The organism is Flavobacterium bomense (assembly GCF_003970355.1).
Genome location: NZ_RYDJ01000001.1, coordinates 138,548 through 157,799, shown reverse-complemented (window position 1 = coordinate 157,799; position 19,252 = coordinate 138,548). Strand labels below are relative to the sequence as shown.

Here is a 19,252-nt window from a genome sequence, read left to right as displayed (position 1 = left end):
CGTTACCTGTTTTCTATTTCAAAAGAATCTCTGTCATTCAAAAAACCCAATTTTTGTCGGGTTTCCAGCATTTTTTCTGGGTCTAATTCTACTAAAAACAAACCTTCTGTTTCTATTGGTTCTTGAATGTAATTCCCCAGAAAATCGACTGCTTGTGAGTGACCTATGTATTCATAACCATTTGCGTCAATACCGATTCTATTGACACCAATAGCATAGCACATGTTTTCTATCGCTCGTGCTTTCAATAAAGCATCCCAAGCATTTGTTCTAATTTTTGGCCAGCTTGCAACATAAATCACCAAGTCATAATCCTCTGAATTTCTGGAAAATACAGGAAATCTCAAATCGTAACATATTTGAAGGCAAATTTTCCAATCTAAATAATTTACAATCGTTTTTTGGGTGCCACTAGTATATACTTTATCTTCGCCAGCTAAAGTAAACAAGTGTTTTTTATCATAGCACTGAATTGTTCCAGAAGGAAATACAAACACCATTCTGTTGTAAAAATTTCCGTTTTCCTTAATAACTAAACTTCCTGTTATAGCACTATTTGTAGCTTTTGCCAATGATTGTAACCATACAATGGTTTCGCCTTGCATTGTTTCTGCAACATCCTTTGGATTCATCGTAAAGCCCGTTGTGAACATTTCAGGAAGCACAATCAAATCTACCTTTTCAGTAAGTGCACTGATTTTTTCTTCGAAATAGTTTCGGTTGGCTTTTGGGTTTTCCCAAACTAAAGGAGCTTGAATTAGGATAATTTTCATTTTACTTTATTTTTTATAAAAATAAGAAATATCACAACACCATAAGTTCATTATATTAGCTAAAAAATGACTTTATGAAAAAGATATTTCTTGTATACTCTTTTCTGTTTTCTGTTTTTATTTTTGGACAGGAAAAATCGGGAGCGAAACAATTTTGGGAAAACCTACAAAAACAATGTGGGAAATCCTTTGAAGGAACAGTCACAGAGGGTGCAACCAATGATACTTTTCGGGATAAAAAACTGGTGATGCATGTCCGCAACTGCGATGAAAAAACGATTCGGATTCCGTTTTTTGTAGGAGACGACAAATCAAGAACATGGGTACTTGCTTATGATAACGATCGCATCCAGTTGAAACACGACCACCGCCACGAAGATGGCTCGGAGGATAAGGTGACACAATATGGAGGGACAACCACTAATGCGGGGTCAGCAACGCTTCAGTTTTTTCCGGCAGATGAGGAAACCTGTGATTTGATTCCAAATGCTGCTGCAAATGTTTGGTGGATTACTCTTGACGAAACTTCTTTCACGTACAACCTAAGGCGCATCGGTTCTGACCGACTGTTTACCGTGAAATTTGATTTGACAAAAACAGTAGGTACGCCTGCCGCACCTTGGGGATGGAAAGATTAGTGTATAATAGATTATTTTATATAAAAAAACGCATTCAACTTTGACATTGAATGCGTTTTAAATTATTATGCAATCCTTGTCCTTTGAGTTTGACCTTTAGGACTAAATGTTTACCCTTTTAAACTTGCTGATAAATATTCTCTGTTCATACGGGCAATATTTTCAAGAGAAATTCCTTTTGGACATTCTACTTCACAAGCTCCAGTATTGGTACAGTTCCCAAAACCTTCCGCATCCATTTGGCTCACCATATTCAATACACGGTCAGTAGCTTCAATTCTTCCTTGTGGCAACAACGCATATTGAGATACTTTTGCAGCGACAAAAAGCATCGCCGATGAGTTTTTACAACTCGCCACACAAGCTCCACAACCAATACAAGTAGCCGCATCAAAAGCATTATCCGCATCTTCCTTATTAATAGGGATCGTATTAGCATCAATAGTATTTCCTGAGGTGTTTACGGATATAAATCCTCCCGCATGTTGAATCCTGTCAAAAGAACTTCTATCGACCACTAAATCCCTTATTACAGGAAAAGCTTTAGCTCTAAACGGCTCAATAAAAATGGTGTCACCATCCTTGAACATTCTCATGTGCAATTGACAAGTGGTAACGCCACGGTCTGGTCCGTGCGCTTCCCCATTGATATACAAAGAACACATTCCGCAAATTCCTTCGCGACAATCGTGATCAAATGCAACTGGTTCATCCCCTTTCATGATCAATTCGTCATTCAAAATGTCAAGCATTTCAAGAAATGACATGTCTGGCTCAATATGATCTATAGGATACTCAACTATTTTACCTTCTGCAGCGGCATTTTTCTGACGCCATATTTTTAATGTAAGTTTCATATTTTTAGTTTGAAAGTCATAGAGTCGAAAGTCGAAAGTCGATTGACATGGAGTCACTTGACTTTAAGACGTTAGACATTAGACTAAATTATTTATAACTTCTTTGAACTAATTTCACGTTATCAAATACCAACGGCTCTTTGTGTAAAATTGCTTCGCTTGGTTTCCCAGTGTATTCCCATGCTGCTACGTAAGCAAAATTCTCATCGTCACGTTGCGCTTCTCCTTCTTCAGTTTGGTATTCTTCACGGAAATGTCCTCCGCAAGATTCATTACGGTGTAATGCATCTTTAGCAAATAATTCCCCCAATTCAAGGAAATCGGCAACACGAGTTGCTTTCTCCAATTCTTGATTCAAACCATTCGCATCTCCGGGAACTTTTACTTCTTTGTAAAACTCTTCACGCAAAGCAGCAATTTCTACAATTGCTTCGTTTAATCCTTTTTCATTACGAGCCATTCCCACTTTGTCCCACATAATTTTCCCTAATTTCTTATGAAAATAGTCAACAGAATGTGTTCCTTTATTGTTCATGAATCTTTCGATTTGGTCTTTTACCGCTTTTTCAGCAGCAACAAATTCAGGTAAATCTGTAGATATGGCACCCATTTTAATGTCTGGAGCTAAATAATCTCCAATAGTATATGGCAATACGAAATACCCATCTGCTAAACCTTGCATCAAAGCCGAAGCTCCAAGTCTGTTAGCTCCATGATCTGAGAAGTTCGATTCCCCAATGGAAAAACAACCCGGAATAGTAGTTTGCAAGTTATAATCAACCCAAGTACCTCCCATTGTATAATGTACCGCAGGGTAAATCATCATTGGAGCAGTATAAGGATCTTCATCTACAATTTTATAATACATTTGGAACAAGTTCCCGTATTTACTTTTTACAAGTTCAGTACCTAATTTAGTTACTAATTTAGTATCATTAGTATCCAATCCTTTCACATACGCTTGTTCATTTCCGTACCGTTGAATAGCTGCCGCAAAATCCAAATAAACTGCTTCACCTGTTTTGTTTACTCCAAAACCTGCATCACATCTTTCTTTGGCAGCACGGGAAGCTACATCACGAGGCACTAAGTTACCAAAGGCAGGATACCTTCTTTCTAAGAAATAATCTCTTTCATCTTCTGATAAATCGGTTGCTTTTTTCTTTCCTTCTCGAATCGCTTGCGCATCTTCTAATTTTGCAGGAACCCAAATACGTCCATCATTTCGCAATGATTCTGACATTAATGTCAATTTTGACTGGTGGTCTCCTGAAACAGGAATACAAGTAGGGTGAATTTGTGTGTAACAAGGATTAGCGAAGAAAGCCCCTTTTTTGTGGATTTTCCAGGCAGCAGTAGCGTTACTTCCCATAGCATTGGTAGAAAGGAAAAACACATTTCCATAACCACCAGAAGCAATAACCACCGCATGAGCTGAGTGTCTTTCTATTTCACCGGTAACTAGGTTACGAGCGATAATTCCTCTTGCTTTTCCGTTTACGATTACTAAATCCAGCATTTCATGACGGTTGTGCATTTTTACTTTACCACGACCTATCTGGCGATTCATTGCTGAGTAAGCACCCAAAAGCAATTGTTGCCCTGTTTGTCCTTGTGCGTAAAAAGTACGAGAAACCAAAGTTCCGCCAAAAGAACGGTTATCTAATAACCCTCCATATTCACGAGCCAAAGGAACACCTTGTGCCACACATTGATCAATAATATTACCGGAAACTTCTGCCAAACGGTGTACGTTAGCCTCACGAGCACGATAATCTCCGCCTTTTACAGTGTCGTAAAACAATCTGTGAACTGAATCACCGTCTCCTTTATAATTTTTTGCGGCGTTGATTCCTCCTTGTGCAGCAATGGAGTGCGCACGACGGGGTGAATCTTGAAAACAAAATGCTTTTACGTTATATCCTAATTCTGCTAATGTTGCAGCAGCAGAACCTCCAGCAAGACCTGTACCCACTATAATTATATCTAAATTACGTTTGTTAGCAGGGTTTACTAAATTAATATGATCTTTATAATTTGTCCATTTGTCCGCAATTGGACCTGTAGGAATTTTTGAATCTAATGCCATTATAATTTAATATTAATGATTGAAATGATGAAATAATGCAATGAAAATGAAACCAAAAGGAACAATAATTGCAAAAGCATATCCTAATGTATGCAACGATTTTGAATATTTATTATTAAAACCTACAGATTGGAACGAAGAATTGAAACCGTGCCACAAGTGTAACGATAACAAAAGAAACGAAACGCAATAAATTGCCGTACGAATACCACTTTCAAATTTATGCGTCAACTCAGCGAAATATCTGGTTTCGTCAAGCGGATTAACCGCTACATATTTATACACCATTTCAGGAACCCAGAAATCGTAAAAATGTAGTAGTATAAAAGCAAGAACTACTAAACCACTAACAATCATATTTCTTGAAGCCCAAGAGGAATTAGCCGCGCCGTTGTTCTTAACGTAAGAAATTGGTCTGGCACTGTTATTTTTGATTTCCAAAACGATACCCATTACAAAGTGAAATACAACACCTAAAATAAGAATGGGTTGGATTACAAACTGAACCAACGGATTATTTCCCATAAAATGAGAAATAGAGTTAAAAGCGTCAGGACTAAAAACGGAGGTGCTGTTTATAAAAAAATGTTGTGCTAAAAATAAAATTAAGAAAAGTCCAGAAAGCGCCATAGCGACTTTTTTTGCTATCGATGACTTTAATAATGCAGATTTTGCCATAGGAATTTGAATGAATTAATTTAAGAATCACACAAAAATAGAGCAATTAGTAGTGAACTACAACCTTTTCGTTATAATTTATAATCATTTTAAAGTGCTAAAGCTCCGAAGTTAATAATTTACTTAAACCCGGCACTTAATATATTGTAAATCTGTCATTTAGCAGAACAAAAACAATATATTTTAAAATTTAACGATTGCAAATGAAAACAATAATCCTTAAAATATTCACATTAAACGTATCATATCAATAATTTTGGCATGGTTTATTTTTCAAATTCTTAAAAAGTCACTAAATACAATTTTAACAACTTTAAAAAAATTGTCGTCAAACTCCTAAATTTACTTTTATAAGCAAAAAAACTAAACTAACATCATCTCTTTTGATGTTCTAAAAATACACGGGCCTAAAAATATGGACTGCACCAATGAAATGGCGAAATCTGTTTCTAAGTATATTCTACTCCTTAAAATGAATCCTGAAATTTCATTTTAACTTCTATAAAAAACACAACAATATAGACATTAATACCATTGTCAAATCGAGCCTAGTCGTGTTATAAAATGGGTTATTGTGCTAACACTTTATATATTTCATTAAGTATTGCAGGATCTTACTACTGTGTAACATAAAATAAAGGCTATCTTCGTAATGGAGACAGCCTTTATTTCAACAAAGACTTAGTCTATACAAAATACTAAGCCTCATTTATTTTCCATAGTACTTAATTACAATTCCCACCGCAGTCTTGCGCGTTTTGATAATCTTCCGGAGTAATGGTGTAAACTTCGGTGCGTTCATCTCTAAACATTGGATTAAAAATGTTTCTAGCTTGATTAAAACATTGATTTGTTGCAGTACATTCTTGATTGTTCTGTACAGCTACTAAAAAGCAGTATGAGCAATAAAAATAGTATATTCTTCATATTTTTAGTCTTGCCAATTATTAAATAATTCTTCTGCAAAAATCTCAGTTGGATTATCGTATTTGTTTTTGATATTATCGCGCCATTCCCATCACGATCTTGCTCCCACTGGTGCTTGCTCTAATTGCGGTAACGTATAGCCACTCACTCGATCTATAGGTTTGTTATTAGATAATGCTCTACTGATAATTATTTACAGAATAAGGATTTTCTATTTTTTTTCATGTTTAATGTACTCGTTACGATCAATAGATTTAGCAGAATCCGCGGAGATTTCAGAATCGTCAGCACAAGACCCAAAAAGCAGTATAGAAATTGTTAGAAGAACAAAATTAAAAGGCATTACTTTTTTTATCAAGTTAATATATTTAAGGTTAATTCTTACGAAGATAAAAATTATTTAAATACAAACTAACCGTAAACGCTTTATTTACAATTAAATAACAAGAGTTTTAAAGTCAATTGAATTTCGCCATATATTTTTGAACAATCGCTTCCGTATTCTCGTTTCGCATTTTTTGCTCTAACTGAATTGGTGGCGAAGCACGTTCCAAACAATTTTTTACCGCACAGGTCTCACAGGTAACCCCAACAATTTGTTTTTTAATGGAGTCGTTTTCCATAAACTTAAATTTTTTCTTCACGGCCGGAGTAATTAAAATCCCTACTGAAATACTGCGGATACAATCTACCTTGAACGGATCCGGTGTTGCGGATGAAAAAACAAGATATTCATTTTTACTGTTTTCATAACTGGAGATTTGTGCATCAAAAAAGTGGTTTTTATTTTGCTTCAAAGACTCCTCAATTGTGCGTATCGAAACCCATCTTCGGCAGTAATGCTCATTCATTTCATTCGCATGCGGCTCCTGCTGATTGGTGATGTGTAATTCTTTCTTTATCTGATAGGTGTCCGTTCCTTTTTGATGGGACAATCGCAGGAAAAAAAGATTTTTTAACTGAAAATCTTTTGGCAAAATATTGGTCAATCTTTGGTAGAATGATTCCGGAGAAACATTAAACCCGCTCATCAAAGCAATCATTTCCTGAGGTTTCGGATCTGTTTTGGACAAAAATAAATTCAGTTCGTCTATCAGTTTCTGTCGTGGAATAAGCAATGCTCCCGCAAAGTATGAAGCATAAAAATTATTCAGAACTTGGTCGAAATTATCAAATTTAATCCAACTGAACGTATACAGTCTATCGGTGATTGCGAGATAATTATACGCAATTTCTTTGGCCAAAATAAATGCTTTTTGAGGTTCGTCAATATCTAATGAAAGTAACAAAGTCTTGCTTTTTGGCACAAAAATCGATCTCAAATCCCCCAATTGTTCTTGTTCCGAAAAAACAAGTTCTTTTATCGTATATCCGTATTCCTCCATTAATATTGCTGTGAGTTCTTCAATCGAAATTTTAGTGTCAATATTTACGTAAAATGCTTTGGAAAACTGCAACACCTTCAGCTCTAAATCTTCAAAATAATTGGTGTGCGCTTCCTGATACGAACGCAATGAAGCCAAGAAGAAACTCTCTCTGGTTAAATTATAATGTTGCGCAATCTCAATAATCGTACTGATAAACGCATTGACTTTTGCAGGAGCGTTAGCAATAATGTCGATAAGATCATTTTCCTGAATCCCAAAAATATCCAACGGGATCTCTTTCAGAATGCCAGATTTTAGGATTTCTCCAATGGGGGCCAGATTATTATCCAGTTTCAAGGAAACCATATTGTCATAGGAAATATCGAGTTTTTCGGCTAACAGAATAATTTTATCCGTTTTAGGATACTTTTTCCCTTTTTCAATTTCGTTCAAGTACGATTTTGAAAGGTCCGTGATTTTTGCCAAACCAAATAAAGACAGTTTTTTATTGGTACGAGCCTGCTTGAGTTTAAGTCCAAAAATTAACTTGATATAATCCTTTTCTATATTCATATTTCAAAGATAATGTAAAAAATATTTACGCCAAAAAAAATATTTTTAATTTTTAGCGTACGTTCGCTTGTTTTGTAAAAAACTTTTTGTAGTATTGCAGTGTTGAATAATTAATAATTATCAGCAAAAGTTTAATAGTATCAATTTAAATGTGTTAAAAAATGAATTTTAAAGAAGTATATTCGAAAAATTTGTTAAATTTTTCAGAAGAAACCACCGATCAGTACCCGGAAATCTTAACTGATGAAGCCATGACTTTTTTGTCTTTACTTCATGAAAATTTCAACAAAAAAAGACTCGACCTTTTAGAAGAACGAAAAAAACAACAGGATTTATTTGATCAGGGGGTCTTACCCACTTTTCCTGCTGAAACAAAAAGCATCCGAGAAAGCAATTGGAAAGCGGCGCAAACACCCAAGGATTTATTAGACCGAAGAGTCGAAATAACAGGGCCGGTCGACAGAAAAATGGTGATCAATGCCTTGAATTCCGGAGCAAAAACCTTCATGGCTGATTTTGAAGATAGTACTTCGCCTACGTGGAGCAACCTAATGTCAGGACAGCAAAACCTGAAAGACGCGGTGAATAAAACCATCACTCTTGAAGACACTATAAAAAATAAAAAATACAGTCTGAACGACAAAACTGCTGTTCTGCTTGTCAGACCACGAGGATTACATTTGGCGGAAAAAAATATTTTGATTGATGGAGAACAAACTTCGGGATCGCTAATTGACTTTGGTTTGTATGCTTTCCATAATTACAAACAACTTATTGAGGATGGAACGGCGCCCTATTTTTACATTCCAAAACTGGAACATTATCTGGAAGCGCGATGGTGGAATGAGGTTTTCGAATTCACGCAGGAATATTTGGGTGTAAATAACGGAACATTCAAAGCTACAGTTTTGATAGAGACCATTACGGCCAGTTTTCAATTGGATGAAATCATTTTTGAACTGAAAGAGCATATTGTAGGCCTTAATTGCGGTCGATGGGATTACATTTTTTCATACATCAAAAAACTAAGAAAAAATCCAGCTTTTCTTGTTCCAAATAGAGATCAGGTGACTATGACTGCCCCATTCATGAGTGCGTATTCCCAATTGGTTATACAAAGATGCCATAAACGAAATATTCACGCAATAGGCGGAATGGCGGCACAAATTCCGATAAAAAACAACGAAGAAGCCAATAAAATTGCTTTCGATAAAGTAATTGCGGACAAAGAACGGGAAGTAAAAAATGGTCATGACGGCACTTGGGTTGCACATCCAGATTTGGTTCCGCTTGCCATGACGGTATTCGACAAATACATGCCAAACCAAAACCAAATTCAGGTAAAAAGAGAAGACGTATACGTTACCGAAAGTGATTTACTGGAAACGCCAAAAGGAACCATTACCGAGCAAGGTGTTCGAAAAAACATCAGTATTTCGGTTTTATATATTGCTTCATGGCTCAACGGACAAGGCGCCGCGGCCTTGCACAATTTAATGGAAGATGCCGCTACTGCTGAGATTTCAAGATCACAATTGTGGCAATGGCTGCAAAACAAAGTGGTTTTAGATAATCAAAAAGTCCTGACTGAAAAATACTATCACCGACTGGCCATGGAAGAATTTGAAAAAATAAGAAAGCTCGTTGGAGATGAGAATCACGAAAAACAAAAATACAGATTGGCAGAACAATTATTAGATATTCTGGTCGTGAACGACAATTTTATCGAGTTTTTGACTATTCCAGGATACAAATACATTTAAAATTTCAATAAAATCAATTTCAATAAAATCAATTTCAATAAAAAATCATTAAACACCATTAAACCTTTATAAACACTATGAAAACTACAGAAACAAGAATTCAAGAATTAGTTACCGACTGGATTACAAACCCAAGATGGAATGGCATTGAGCGACCATATACTGCTGAAGAAGTGGTGAAATTGCAAGGTTCGTATCAAATAGAACATAGCGTAGCCAGAATTGGAGCGAATACTTTATGGAATAAACTAAATGCTCAGGATTTTGTAGCCGGACTTGGCGCGCTTACCGGAAACCAAGCCATTCAAGAAGTAGAAGCAGGATTAGACGCCATTTATTTGAGCGGATGGCAAGTTGCTGCTGATGCAAACGTAGCCGGCGAAATGTATCCTGACCAATCTTTATATCCTGCTAACAGTGTTCCATTGGTTGTAAAACGTATCAATAACGCTTTATTGAGAGCAGATCAAATACAAGTGGTTAACGGGACTGCAGACAAAAAAGAATATTTAGTTCCTATTGTGGCTGACGCCGAAGCCGGTTTTGGTGGAAACCTAAATGCTTTTGAATTAATGAAAGCGATGATTGAAGCGGGAGCAGCCGGAGTTCACTTTGAAGATCAATTGAGTTCTGCTAAAAAATGCGGTCACTTGGGTGGAAAAGTATTGGTTCCTACGCAAGAAGCCATCAACAAATTGATTGCGGCTCGTTTAGCAGCTGACGTAATGGGAACGCCAACAATTGTTGTGGCACGCACCGATGCGGATGCAGCCAACTTATTGACTAGCGATATTGACCCAAGAGACGCTAAATTCATCACAGGAGAAAAAACAGGAGAAGGCTTTTTCTATGTAAATTGTGGTGTGGAGCAAGGAATTGACAGAGGATTGAGCTATGCGCCTTACGCTGATTTAATTTGGATGGAAACCAGCAATCCGGATCTGGATTACGCTAGACAATTTGCTGAAGGAATTCACGCAAAATTCCCAGGAAAAATGTTGGCTTACAATTGTTCGCCTTCTTTTAACTGGGCTGCAAAATTATCCGTTGCTGAAATGGAAACATTCCGCGAAGATCTTGCTGCAATGGGATACAAATTCCAGTTCATCACTTTAGCCGGATTCCACGCATTAAACACTAGTATGTTCGAATTGTCTAAAGCCTACAAAGAAAGAGGAATGGCAGGATATTCTGAATTGCAGGAAAGAGAGTTTGCTTTGCAAAAACACGGTTTCAAAGCGGTAAAACACCAAGGTTTCGTAGGAACATCTTATTTTGATGCGGTACAAAATACTGTAACAATTGGGAAATCTTCTACAACCGCAATGAAAGATTCTACAGAAGCGGCACAGTTTTAAACAGAACAACAACTATAAAAAAAACACGATTTCATCTGAAATCGTGTTTTTTGTTTTTAAAATAAAAGGACTGTTTATTTTGATTCGATAATTTCAAGATCAGTAACCACTTTCTCTTTTCCTTTTTGAATGCTTATTTTATTCACCGAAATTGGAAGGTAATAGTTGCCGTTTTTGGCTGGTTCCAATTTTAATTTTTTGTCTTTATTTTTCCAATTATCAGCAATTGCTTTGGTTATGGAAAGATAATAAACATGTTTGTTCAATCCTTTTACAGCCTTCACTTTCTGAGAATAAACCACTTCTTTCAAGCTGTTCTCAATTTGCAAAAGCACTTCTGCATCTCCATTCGAATAAAACCAAATCTCTGCTTTTGGCTCTGAAGCCTTAGCCCAAGAACTCCAGCTGTTTCCCCATTCTTTTGTTTTTTTTATCTTTTTAAGTTCGAAAACATGAAGATTTTCCGCTACAACTTTATCATTCAGTTGTTGCACTTGATCCAAATTGACTTTATACACCGAACGACCGTGAGTTCCTACCACTAAATCTTTTGCTTTCTTTTGAATCACTAAATCGTGAACGGCCACGTTTGGAATTCCATTAGAAAAATCATCCCAAGATGTTCCTTTATTTAATGAAACATACAAACCGTTATCCGTTCCCAGATATATAACATTCTCGTTTACATTATCCTCCACAATTACATTCACTGGACTTGCAGGTAAATTATTGGCGATATTTTTCCACGTTTGACCAAAATCATCTGACATATAAACATAACTGGTAAAATCATCATTTCGATACCCGTTCAAAGTCGCATACACTCTTTCTTTCTTATGTGCCGAAGCCACGACTCTGGAAACCCAGCGGTTTTGGGGTAAATTTCCCGAAATTTTGTTCCAAGTTGCACCGCCGTCTTTCGAAACATGAATCAATCCATCATCACTTCCTGTGTATAGTAACCCAAACTGCAAGGTACTTTCACTGATAACAGCAATTGTTCCAAAAGCAACATTTCCTTCTTTTGCTCCTTGCGTTAAATCCGGCGAAATAGCCGTCCAAGTTTCCCCTTGATTCATCGAACGATGCAAGAAATTAGATCCCATGTATAAAATATCCTGATTGTGTGAAGACAATAAAATAGGCGTTTGCCAATTGAATCGAAAGGGCTTTTCGTCCTTTTTTGGCTTTGGCGAAATATACTCCCGCTTGTTAGTCGCACGATCAATTCTGTAATAATTTCCAAATTGAAACCCTGTAAAAACAATATTGGGATTCCTTTTGTCAATTTGAGTCTGCATTCCATCTCCACCCATCAAATTTTCGTAAGGATATTTTCCGGTTTGGTACCATTCTGAGGAATATTTATAATCACTTGGACCAACCCAAACCCCATTATCCTGCATCCCGCCATAAATATTATACGGTTCTTGCTCATCTACATTTACTGAATAAAACTGACTCACTGAATGCGAATTACTTTTCACCCAGTGCGCTCCATCATCATACGAAATATTCAAACCTCCATCATTTCCATTGATTAAGTGCCCTGATTTATTTGGGTTCACCCAAACAACATGATGATCCGAGTGAACATTTTCCTCGCTTATGGAGGTGAATGTTTTTCCGCCATCATTTGATTTTATAATGGGCACACCCGATAAATAAATTTTATTGACATCGTTAGGATCAACTGAAATAACACTGAAATAATACCCGTACGAATAAAAGAAATCATCGATAAAATCTTGATGGGTCTTCGTCCAGTTTTTCCCGCCGTTACTTGATTTGTATACTTCGGCTCCAATTACTTCTGTTTCCGCTAAACTATTAATCGCATCCAAAACCACTTTTGCTGCTTCGTTAGGTTGTAAATACCCGTTTTGAACCCAGTGTTTGATATTTTCGGCTCTGTATTTTTCGGTTAAACCGTAATTCTTTAAAATAGAATTCAGACTTTTATTAGGTAATTTTAAGAATTCGTCCCCCGGCATAGAAAACGCAACCGGTAACGAATTACTTTTTTTGGATTGTAACGGTCTTTTGAATTGGTTGTCCAAAATGGCATACACATTTTCATCGTCATATACCGCTAAACCAATCCTTCCAACGCCTTCTCCAACCGGAAATCCGCTTTCAGCATTCGTGAAAAGTTTCCATGTGAATCCCGCATCTTCACTTTTATAAATTCCCGAAGTAGCACCGCTTCCTATAAAATCCCACGCTTTTCTATCTTTACTCCAAGAAGCCGCATATTGAACTTTGAAATTTTTTGGTGAAACAGCCACATCTATAATTCCCGTTTCATCATTGATATAAAGGGTTTTACTCCACGTTTTCCCACCATTAGTCGTTTTGTAAATTCCTCTTTCTTCATTTTTTGAGTACAAATGACCCACGGCACCCACAACAACTTCATCTGGATTTGATGGATTTATCAAAATTCTGCTGATGTGATGGCTGTCGTGCAATCCCATATTTTGCCAAGTCTTTCCTTTGTCTTCGGATTTTAAAATTCCAATTCCGGCGTAAGACGATCGCGACGAATTGACTTCGCCAGTTCCTACCCAAATCGTGCCTCGTTTCCAGTCTATCGCAATATCACCCACATTTTGCGTAGGCGCCGCATCCATAACAGGCAAAAAACTCATTCCGTTATTATTCGTGTACCAAAGTCCGCCTGAAGCATAGCCCACATAAAACTCGGTTGGATTTTCGGGGTTTACATCCACATCTACCACTCTTCCGCTCATCACCGTTGGACCGACATTTCCGAAAGCAACATTTTGAAAAAGCGATTGTTTCTCCATTATTTTTTTGGCTTCCAAGGCTTGCTGAATCGCTTCGGCAGAAACTTGTCCCCAGGAGACACTATGTGCAATAAGAGCCGAAAAGAGTACTATTTTTTTCATGTAAATTTATTTGAGTTGGAAAATTAATCATAAAAATAGTTATCTGAAAATTTTATCGTGTAATTAACATCCGTTTCTCTCAAAGTTAGTATTTTTGATTATTCAATATTATAAACAAATTGTTATAAAATGAGCGTAGCCAGAAATGGTATCAATACGAATCCTAACGCTCTGTGAACTACACATGATCCATAAAAAACAATAAAAATCAACACATGAAATACCATCAAATTGACAGTGATTTATTTATAAAAAACAGAGCAAAGTTCATGGCTCAGATGAAGCCAAAAAGCGTTGCTATTTTTAATTCTAATGATATTTATCCCGTTTCGGCAGATAGTACGTTGCCATTTGCACAACACCGCGACATCTTTTATCTGAGCGGAGTAGATCAGGAAGAAAGTATTTTATTGCTTTTCCCGGATGCGCCTTACGAGCACCAAAGAGAAATGGTATTCTTGAAAGAAACCAGTGAGCACATTGCGATTTGGGAAGGCGAAAAACTGACTAAAGAGCGTGCTTTTGAAGTAACAGGAATCAGAACTGTGTATTGGTTGCAGGAATTTGAAAAAGTCTTATTTGAGATGATGACGCACGCTGACACGATTTACATCAATACCAACGAGCATTACCGCGCTACTGTAGAAACCGAAACTCGTGAAGCCCGTTTTGTAAAATGGTGGAAAGACAAATATCCGGCACATGCTGTTGCAAAAAGTAACCCAATATTGCAACGCCTTCGTTCTGTAAAAGAAACCGAAGAATTGGATTTAATCCAAAAAGCATGTACTATTACGGAACTCGGTTTTAGAAGAATATTGCCTTTCGTGAAACCAAATGTAACCGAATACGAAATTGAAGCCGAGCTAATTCACGAATTCATTCGCAACCGTTCCAGAGGTTTTGCCTATACGCCAATTATTGCTTCCGGAAATAATGCTAATGTATTGCATTACATAGAGAACAATCAACAATGCAAAGCTGGTGATTTGATTTTGCTGGATGTTGCGGCTGAATATGCCAATTATTCCAGTGACATGACGCGTACCATTCCGGTTTCAGGAACGTATACCAAAAGACAAAAAGAAGTGTATAATGCCGTTTTACGCGTAAAAAATGAAGCGACTAAAATGCTGACAACAGGTACACTTTGGAAACAATACCATATCGAAGTTGGGAAATTAATGACTTCAGAATTGCTAGGTTTGGGTCTTATTGACACAGCCGATGTGCAAAACGAAAAACCGGAATGGCCCGCTTACAAAAAATATTTCATGCACGGAACATCACACCACATGGGGTTGGACACGCACGATTATGGAATCCTCACCGAACCCATGCAAGCGAATATGGTTTTTACCGTAGAGCCTGGAATCTACATTCCTGCCGAAGGTTTCGGAATCCGTCTGGAGGATAACATTATCGTTCAGGAAAGCGGCGAACCATTCAACATGATGCGCAACATCCCAATTGAAGTAGACGAAATTGAAGAATTAATGAACAGTTAATTCCTCAAAAACGTATAAGGAAATCGGTTTACAGCAATGTGAACCGATTTTTTTTGGGCGCTACCCAGCCTCCGTAAACTCCGGCTGCGTCGGGCTATTCGCTGCAAATGAAATTCACTGAACTCCTATAAAAATAAATGTACGGTGAAGTAATCCCTTGCGCACTTCAACGAGAAAATCTACAATTCCAAAATCCATGGTAAAGCTGTAACTTTTTAATCATCTTACCGACCTATTTAAAAACAAAAAATATTTTAAACCATTAAGTAATTAAGAAAAATTAAGCTCTGATTCTAAATGAAACTTAATTTCTTAATGGTAAAAATCTTTTAAACAAAAACTTAAAGTACAGAAATCATGCAAGCACACGAAATAGACTACCACATTTACGGCGAGGAAATGCAATATGTGGAAGTAGAATTAGACCCACAGGAAATTGTAATTGCCGAAGCCGGAAGTTTTATGATGATGGACAATAATATCCAAATGGAAACTATTTTTGGAGACGGTTCCGGACAAGAAAACGGATTGTTCGGCAAACTTTTAAGTGCCGGAAAAAGAGTATTGACCGGCGAAAGTCTTTTTATGACCGCGTTCATCAATCAAAATACTATCAAAAGCAAAGTTTCCTTTGCCTCACCGTATCCCGGAAAAATAATCCCAATTGACTTAACGCAATTTGACGGCAAATTCATTTGCCAGAAAGATGCCTTTCTCTGCGCCGCTAAAGGTGTTTCTGTTGGAATCGAATTCTCTAAAAAACTCGGTCGCGGATTGTTTGGTGGCGAAGGTTTTATCATGCAAAAATTAGAAGGTGACGGTCTGGCGTTTGTGCATACCGGCGGAACATTAGCCAAAAAAGAATTAGCAACAGGCGAAATCCTAAAAGTCGATACCGGTTGCATCGTAGGTTTTACCAAAGATGTGGATTACGATATTGAGTTTATTGGCGGGATCAAGAATTCTATTTTTGGTGGCGAAGGATTATTTTACGCCACGCTTCGCGGTCCGGGAACAGTTTACGTGCAATCGTTGCCTTTCAGTCGACTCGCCGACAGAATCATCGCATCTGCTCCCAGAGCTGGCGGAAACAGTCGCGACGAAGGCAGTTTATTGGGCGGTTTAGGCAGTTTACTCAATGGTGATAAACGATTTTAGTTTACAAAGTATTTTGTCCAATTGTCATTCCGACAAAGGAGGGGTCTCATTATAAAAGTCAAGAATGTGATTTCTCCTTCGTCGAAATGACAAAACAAAAACACTTTTTGTTTACTAATTCTGCTCAAATATTTTTTTTAATTTTTATTGACATTTTTTAGTCTAATCCATACAAGAATTCTAAAAAATAATATGACACATCTGTTTAAAAAAAAATTAAAGTCCTAATTTTACAGTCGTTCGAAACAAACCCAAAAAAGGGAAACAAATTCTCTTTAAAAAACACCATCATCTCCTATTGCGATATCAGGAAAGGAACCGCTATTATTTTGCCTCATGGTTTTCTAGAGAACAAAACGATGAGGGGTTTTACACTCCGAAACGGAATGCTTGAATTACATACAAAGAATGAAATGTTCAAAAACTTCTGAGATTGATCTTGGATTGGTAATGTGCTTTGGGGAAAATCCAGAATTGAAACGTATTATACATACAAACAATAAAAAACATAACAAATAAAATTAGAGATAATCTGTAAAATCAGAATTGTCCGCAGGCTAAATTTATGAAACTATTCATCACAGGAATTGGTACTGATGTAGGTAAAACCATCGCGTCAGCCATTGTAACAGAAGCTTTAGAAGCTGATTATTGGAAACCCATTCAAGCGGGGGATTTAGACAACTCAGATAGTCATAAGATTAAATCGTTTTTGTCCAATAAAATGACGGTAATTCATCCCAACGGTTATGCCTTAAAAACGCCTGCAAGTCCTCATTTTGCTGCAGAACGAGATGGAGTTGTTATTGATTTAAAGAAAATTAGGGAACCTCAAACAGAAAACCACTTGGTTATTGAAGGTGCAGGCGGTGTTTTTGTGCCGTTAAACGCTAAGGATTGTGTTGTAGATTTGATTCAGCCCGATTACAAAGTGATTGTGGTTTCCCGACATTATCTGGGAAGTATCAATCATACGTTATTGACCATTGAAGCTTTGCAAAACCGAAAAATTAAAATCGCCGGAATTATTTTTTCGGGCGATGAAAATAAGGCTACTGAAGAAATAATTCTGAGTAAAACGATTGTAAAATGCATTGGACGTATAGCACAAGAACCATATTTTGATCAAAATGTCATCCAGGAATATGCAGCTTTATTTCGGGAGCAGCTATTGAGTTTATAAAATCTTTGTGAAACTTTTTGCTTTCTCTGTGTATCTTTGTGGAATATATTATTTAAAATGACTTTAACAGAAAGAGACCGCCAATATCTATGGCATCCGTATACCCAACACAAAACGGCAGGGTTGCCAATTGCCATCAAAAAAGGGAAAGGCGCTTTGCTTTGGGACGAAAACAATAAAGAATATATTGATGCGATTGCCTCTTGGTGGGTCAATCCGTACGGACATTCCAATACATTTATAGCCGATGCGATTTACAAACAACTCACCACATTAGAGCACGTATTATTTGGCGGATTCACTCACGAACCAGCTGTTTTGGTGGCAGAGAAGCTAATGGAAATTTTACCTAAAAACCAACAAAAAATATTCTTTTCCGATAATGGTTCTACGGCTGTTGAAATTGCGATTAAAGTTGCCCTACAATATTTTTTCAATAAAGGAGAAAAGAGAACGGTGATAATTGCTTTTGAAAATGCGTTTCACGGAGACACTTTTGGTGCTATGGCCGCAAGTGGAATATCGTTTTTTGTGGAAGCATTTAAGGATTCTTTGATTGAAGTGATTCGGATTCCGGTTCCTGTTAAAGGGCAGGAAGAGCAAAGTTACAACGCTTTACGTCATGTAATAAAAAACAATAATTGTGCGGGTTTTATTTTTGAGCCATTGGTTCAGGGAGCTGCAGGAATGGTGATGTACGAACCAGAATCGTTAGATAAATTAATGCGAATTTGTCAGCAGAATAATGTACTGACTATTGCAGATGAAGTGATGACCGGCTTTGGGAAAACCGGAAAAACGTTTGCAACGGATTATTTATTAGAAAAACCAGATATGATGTGTTTGTCTAAAGCGTTGACCGGAGGAACAATTCCGATGGCGATTACGACTTTTACGCAGGATTTATTTGATGCTTTTTATGATGATGATATTAATAAAGCGTTGTTTCATGGGCATACATTTACAGCAAATCCTACCGGTTGTGCAGCGGCTTTGGCCAGTTTGGAATTGCTGCAAACGAATGAAATGCAGGCGAATTTAATTCGGGTCAATCAAAGGCATCTGAACTTTCAGGAGCGCATCAAAAATCATCCAAAAGTTACTGCAACCCGAGTGCTGGGCGTTATTTTTGCTTTAGAAATAAAAACCGAAAGTGCTGCCAGTTATTACGGAAGTTTACGGAACAAACTCTATGATTTTTTTATCGAAAACGGAGTGATTCTGCGTCCTGTTGGTAATATCGTTTATATCTTACCGCCTTATGTTATTACCGATGAGCAATTACAAAAAGTGTATGAAGTGGTCGAAAAAGCGTTAGAAATAGTCTAGTTTTTTGGCTGCAGATTAGAAAATCCGTTTTTATCGGTTCAGATCCGTGTGCTATTTTTTGGCCACAGATTAAACGGATTTTCACTGATTAAAAAAAATCCGTTTTTATCGGTTCAGATCCGCGTCATTGGTGTGCTAT

General features: G+C 37.0%; 13 protein-coding genes. 7 read left to right on the top strand and 6 right to left on the bottom strand.

Annotation, left to right across the window (positions count from 1 at the left end):
• Nucleotides 1-2: 2 nt before the first annotated feature.
• Nucleotides 3-773 (bottom strand): amidohydrolase, encoded by a 771-nt coding sequence (locus tag EKL98_RS00640; protein WP_126458084.1) that lies wholly within the window; start codon nt 771-773, stop codon nt 3-5.
• Between the two features lie 74 nt (nt 774-847).
• On the opposite strand from EKL98_RS00640, the gene EKL98_RS00635 reads away from it, so the two are divergent.
• Nucleotides 848-1,411, top strand: coding sequence for a hypothetical protein (locus tag EKL98_RS00635; protein WP_126561287.1), 564 nt, complete (start codon nt 848-850; stop codon nt 1,409-1,411).
• A gap of 110 nt (nt 1,412-1,521) precedes the next feature.
• On the opposite strand, the gene EKL98_RS00630 is transcribed toward EKL98_RS00635, so the two are convergent.
• The 4 genes from EKL98_RS00630 to EKL98_RS00615 form a co-directional block, all read right to left on the bottom strand.
• Entirely contained in the window at nt 1,522-2,268 is a 747-nt protein-coding gene (locus EKL98_RS00630; RefSeq protein WP_126458090.1) for a succinate dehydrogenase/fumarate reductase iron-sulfur subunit, read from the bottom strand.
• Nucleotides 2,269-2,356: 88 nt separating this feature from the next.
• The gene (locus EKL98_RS00625; protein ID WP_126458093.1) at nt 2,357-4,357 is read right to left on the bottom strand and encodes a fumarate reductase/succinate dehydrogenase flavoprotein subunit; all 2,001 of its coding nucleotides are present in this window, start codon (nt 4,355-4,357) and stop codon (nt 2,357-2,359) included.
• 12 nt (nt 4,358-4,369) lie between these two features.
• Nucleotides 4,370-5,035 carry a succinate dehydrogenase cytochrome b subunit gene (locus tag EKL98_RS00620; RefSeq protein WP_126561286.1) on the bottom strand — a complete coding sequence of 222 codons (666 nt, stop codon included), beginning with the start codon at nt 5,033-5,035 and terminating at the stop codon, nt 4,370-4,372.
• A 1,385-nt stretch (nt 5,036-6,420) separates the two neighbouring features.
• Nucleotides 6,421-7,902, bottom strand: coding sequence for a helix-turn-helix domain-containing protein (locus EKL98_RS00615; protein ID WP_126458099.1), 1,482 nt, complete (start codon nt 7,900-7,902; stop codon nt 6,421-6,423).
• A gap of 161 nt (nt 7,903-8,063) precedes the next feature.
• Between EKL98_RS00615 and aceB the strand changes: the two genes are divergently transcribed.
• Complete coding sequence (gene aceB, locus EKL98_RS00610) at nt 8,064-9,665, top strand: malate synthase A (RefSeq protein ID WP_126561285.1); 1,602 nt, start codon at nt 8,064-8,066, stop codon at nt 9,663-9,665.
• Nucleotides 9,666-9,742: 77 nt separating this feature from the next.
• A complete protein-coding gene (aceA, locus tag EKL98_RS00605; protein ID WP_126458105.1) occupies nt 9,743-11,023 on the top strand; it encodes an isocitrate lyase in 1,281 nt (426 codons plus the stop codon).
• A gap of 74 nt (nt 11,024-11,097) precedes the next feature.
• Here the strand turns inward: aceA and EKL98_RS00600 are convergent, their stop codons facing one another.
• A complete protein-coding gene (locus tag EKL98_RS00600; protein WP_126561284.1) occupies nt 11,098-13,935 on the bottom strand; it encodes a WD40/YVTN/BNR-like repeat-containing protein in 2,838 nt (945 codons plus the stop codon).
• A gap of 215 nt (nt 13,936-14,150) precedes the next feature.
• On the opposite strand from EKL98_RS00600, the gene EKL98_RS00595 reads away from it, so the two are divergent.
• From EKL98_RS00595 to bioA, 4 genes are all read left to right on the top strand, one after another.
• Nucleotides 14,151-15,443 carry an aminopeptidase P family protein gene (locus tag EKL98_RS00595; RefSeq protein ID WP_126553033.1) on the top strand — a complete coding sequence of 431 codons (1,293 nt, stop codon included), beginning with the start codon at nt 14,151-14,153 and terminating at the stop codon, nt 15,441-15,443.
• Between the two features lie 357 nt (nt 15,444-15,800).
• Nucleotides 15,801-16,601 carry a TIGR00266 family protein gene (locus tag EKL98_RS00590; RefSeq protein WP_126561283.1) on the top strand — a complete coding sequence of 267 codons (801 nt, stop codon included), beginning with the start codon at nt 15,801-15,803 and terminating at the stop codon, nt 16,599-16,601.
• A gap of 565 nt (nt 16,602-17,166) precedes the next feature.
• The gene (gene bioD / locus EKL98_RS00585; protein ID WP_126561282.1) at nt 17,167-17,784 is read left to right on the top strand and encodes a dethiobiotin synthase; all 618 of its coding nucleotides are present in this window, start codon (nt 17,167-17,169) and stop codon (nt 17,782-17,784) included.
• Nucleotides 17,785-17,841: 57 nt separating this feature from the next.
• Nucleotides 17,842-19,113: an adenosylmethionine--8-amino-7-oxononanoate transaminase gene (gene bioA, locus EKL98_RS00580; RefSeq protein WP_126561281.1), complete on the top strand. Its 1,272-nt coding sequence runs from the start codon at nt 17,842-17,844 to the stop codon at nt 19,111-19,113.
• Nucleotides 19,114-19,252: the final 139 nt, after the last annotated feature.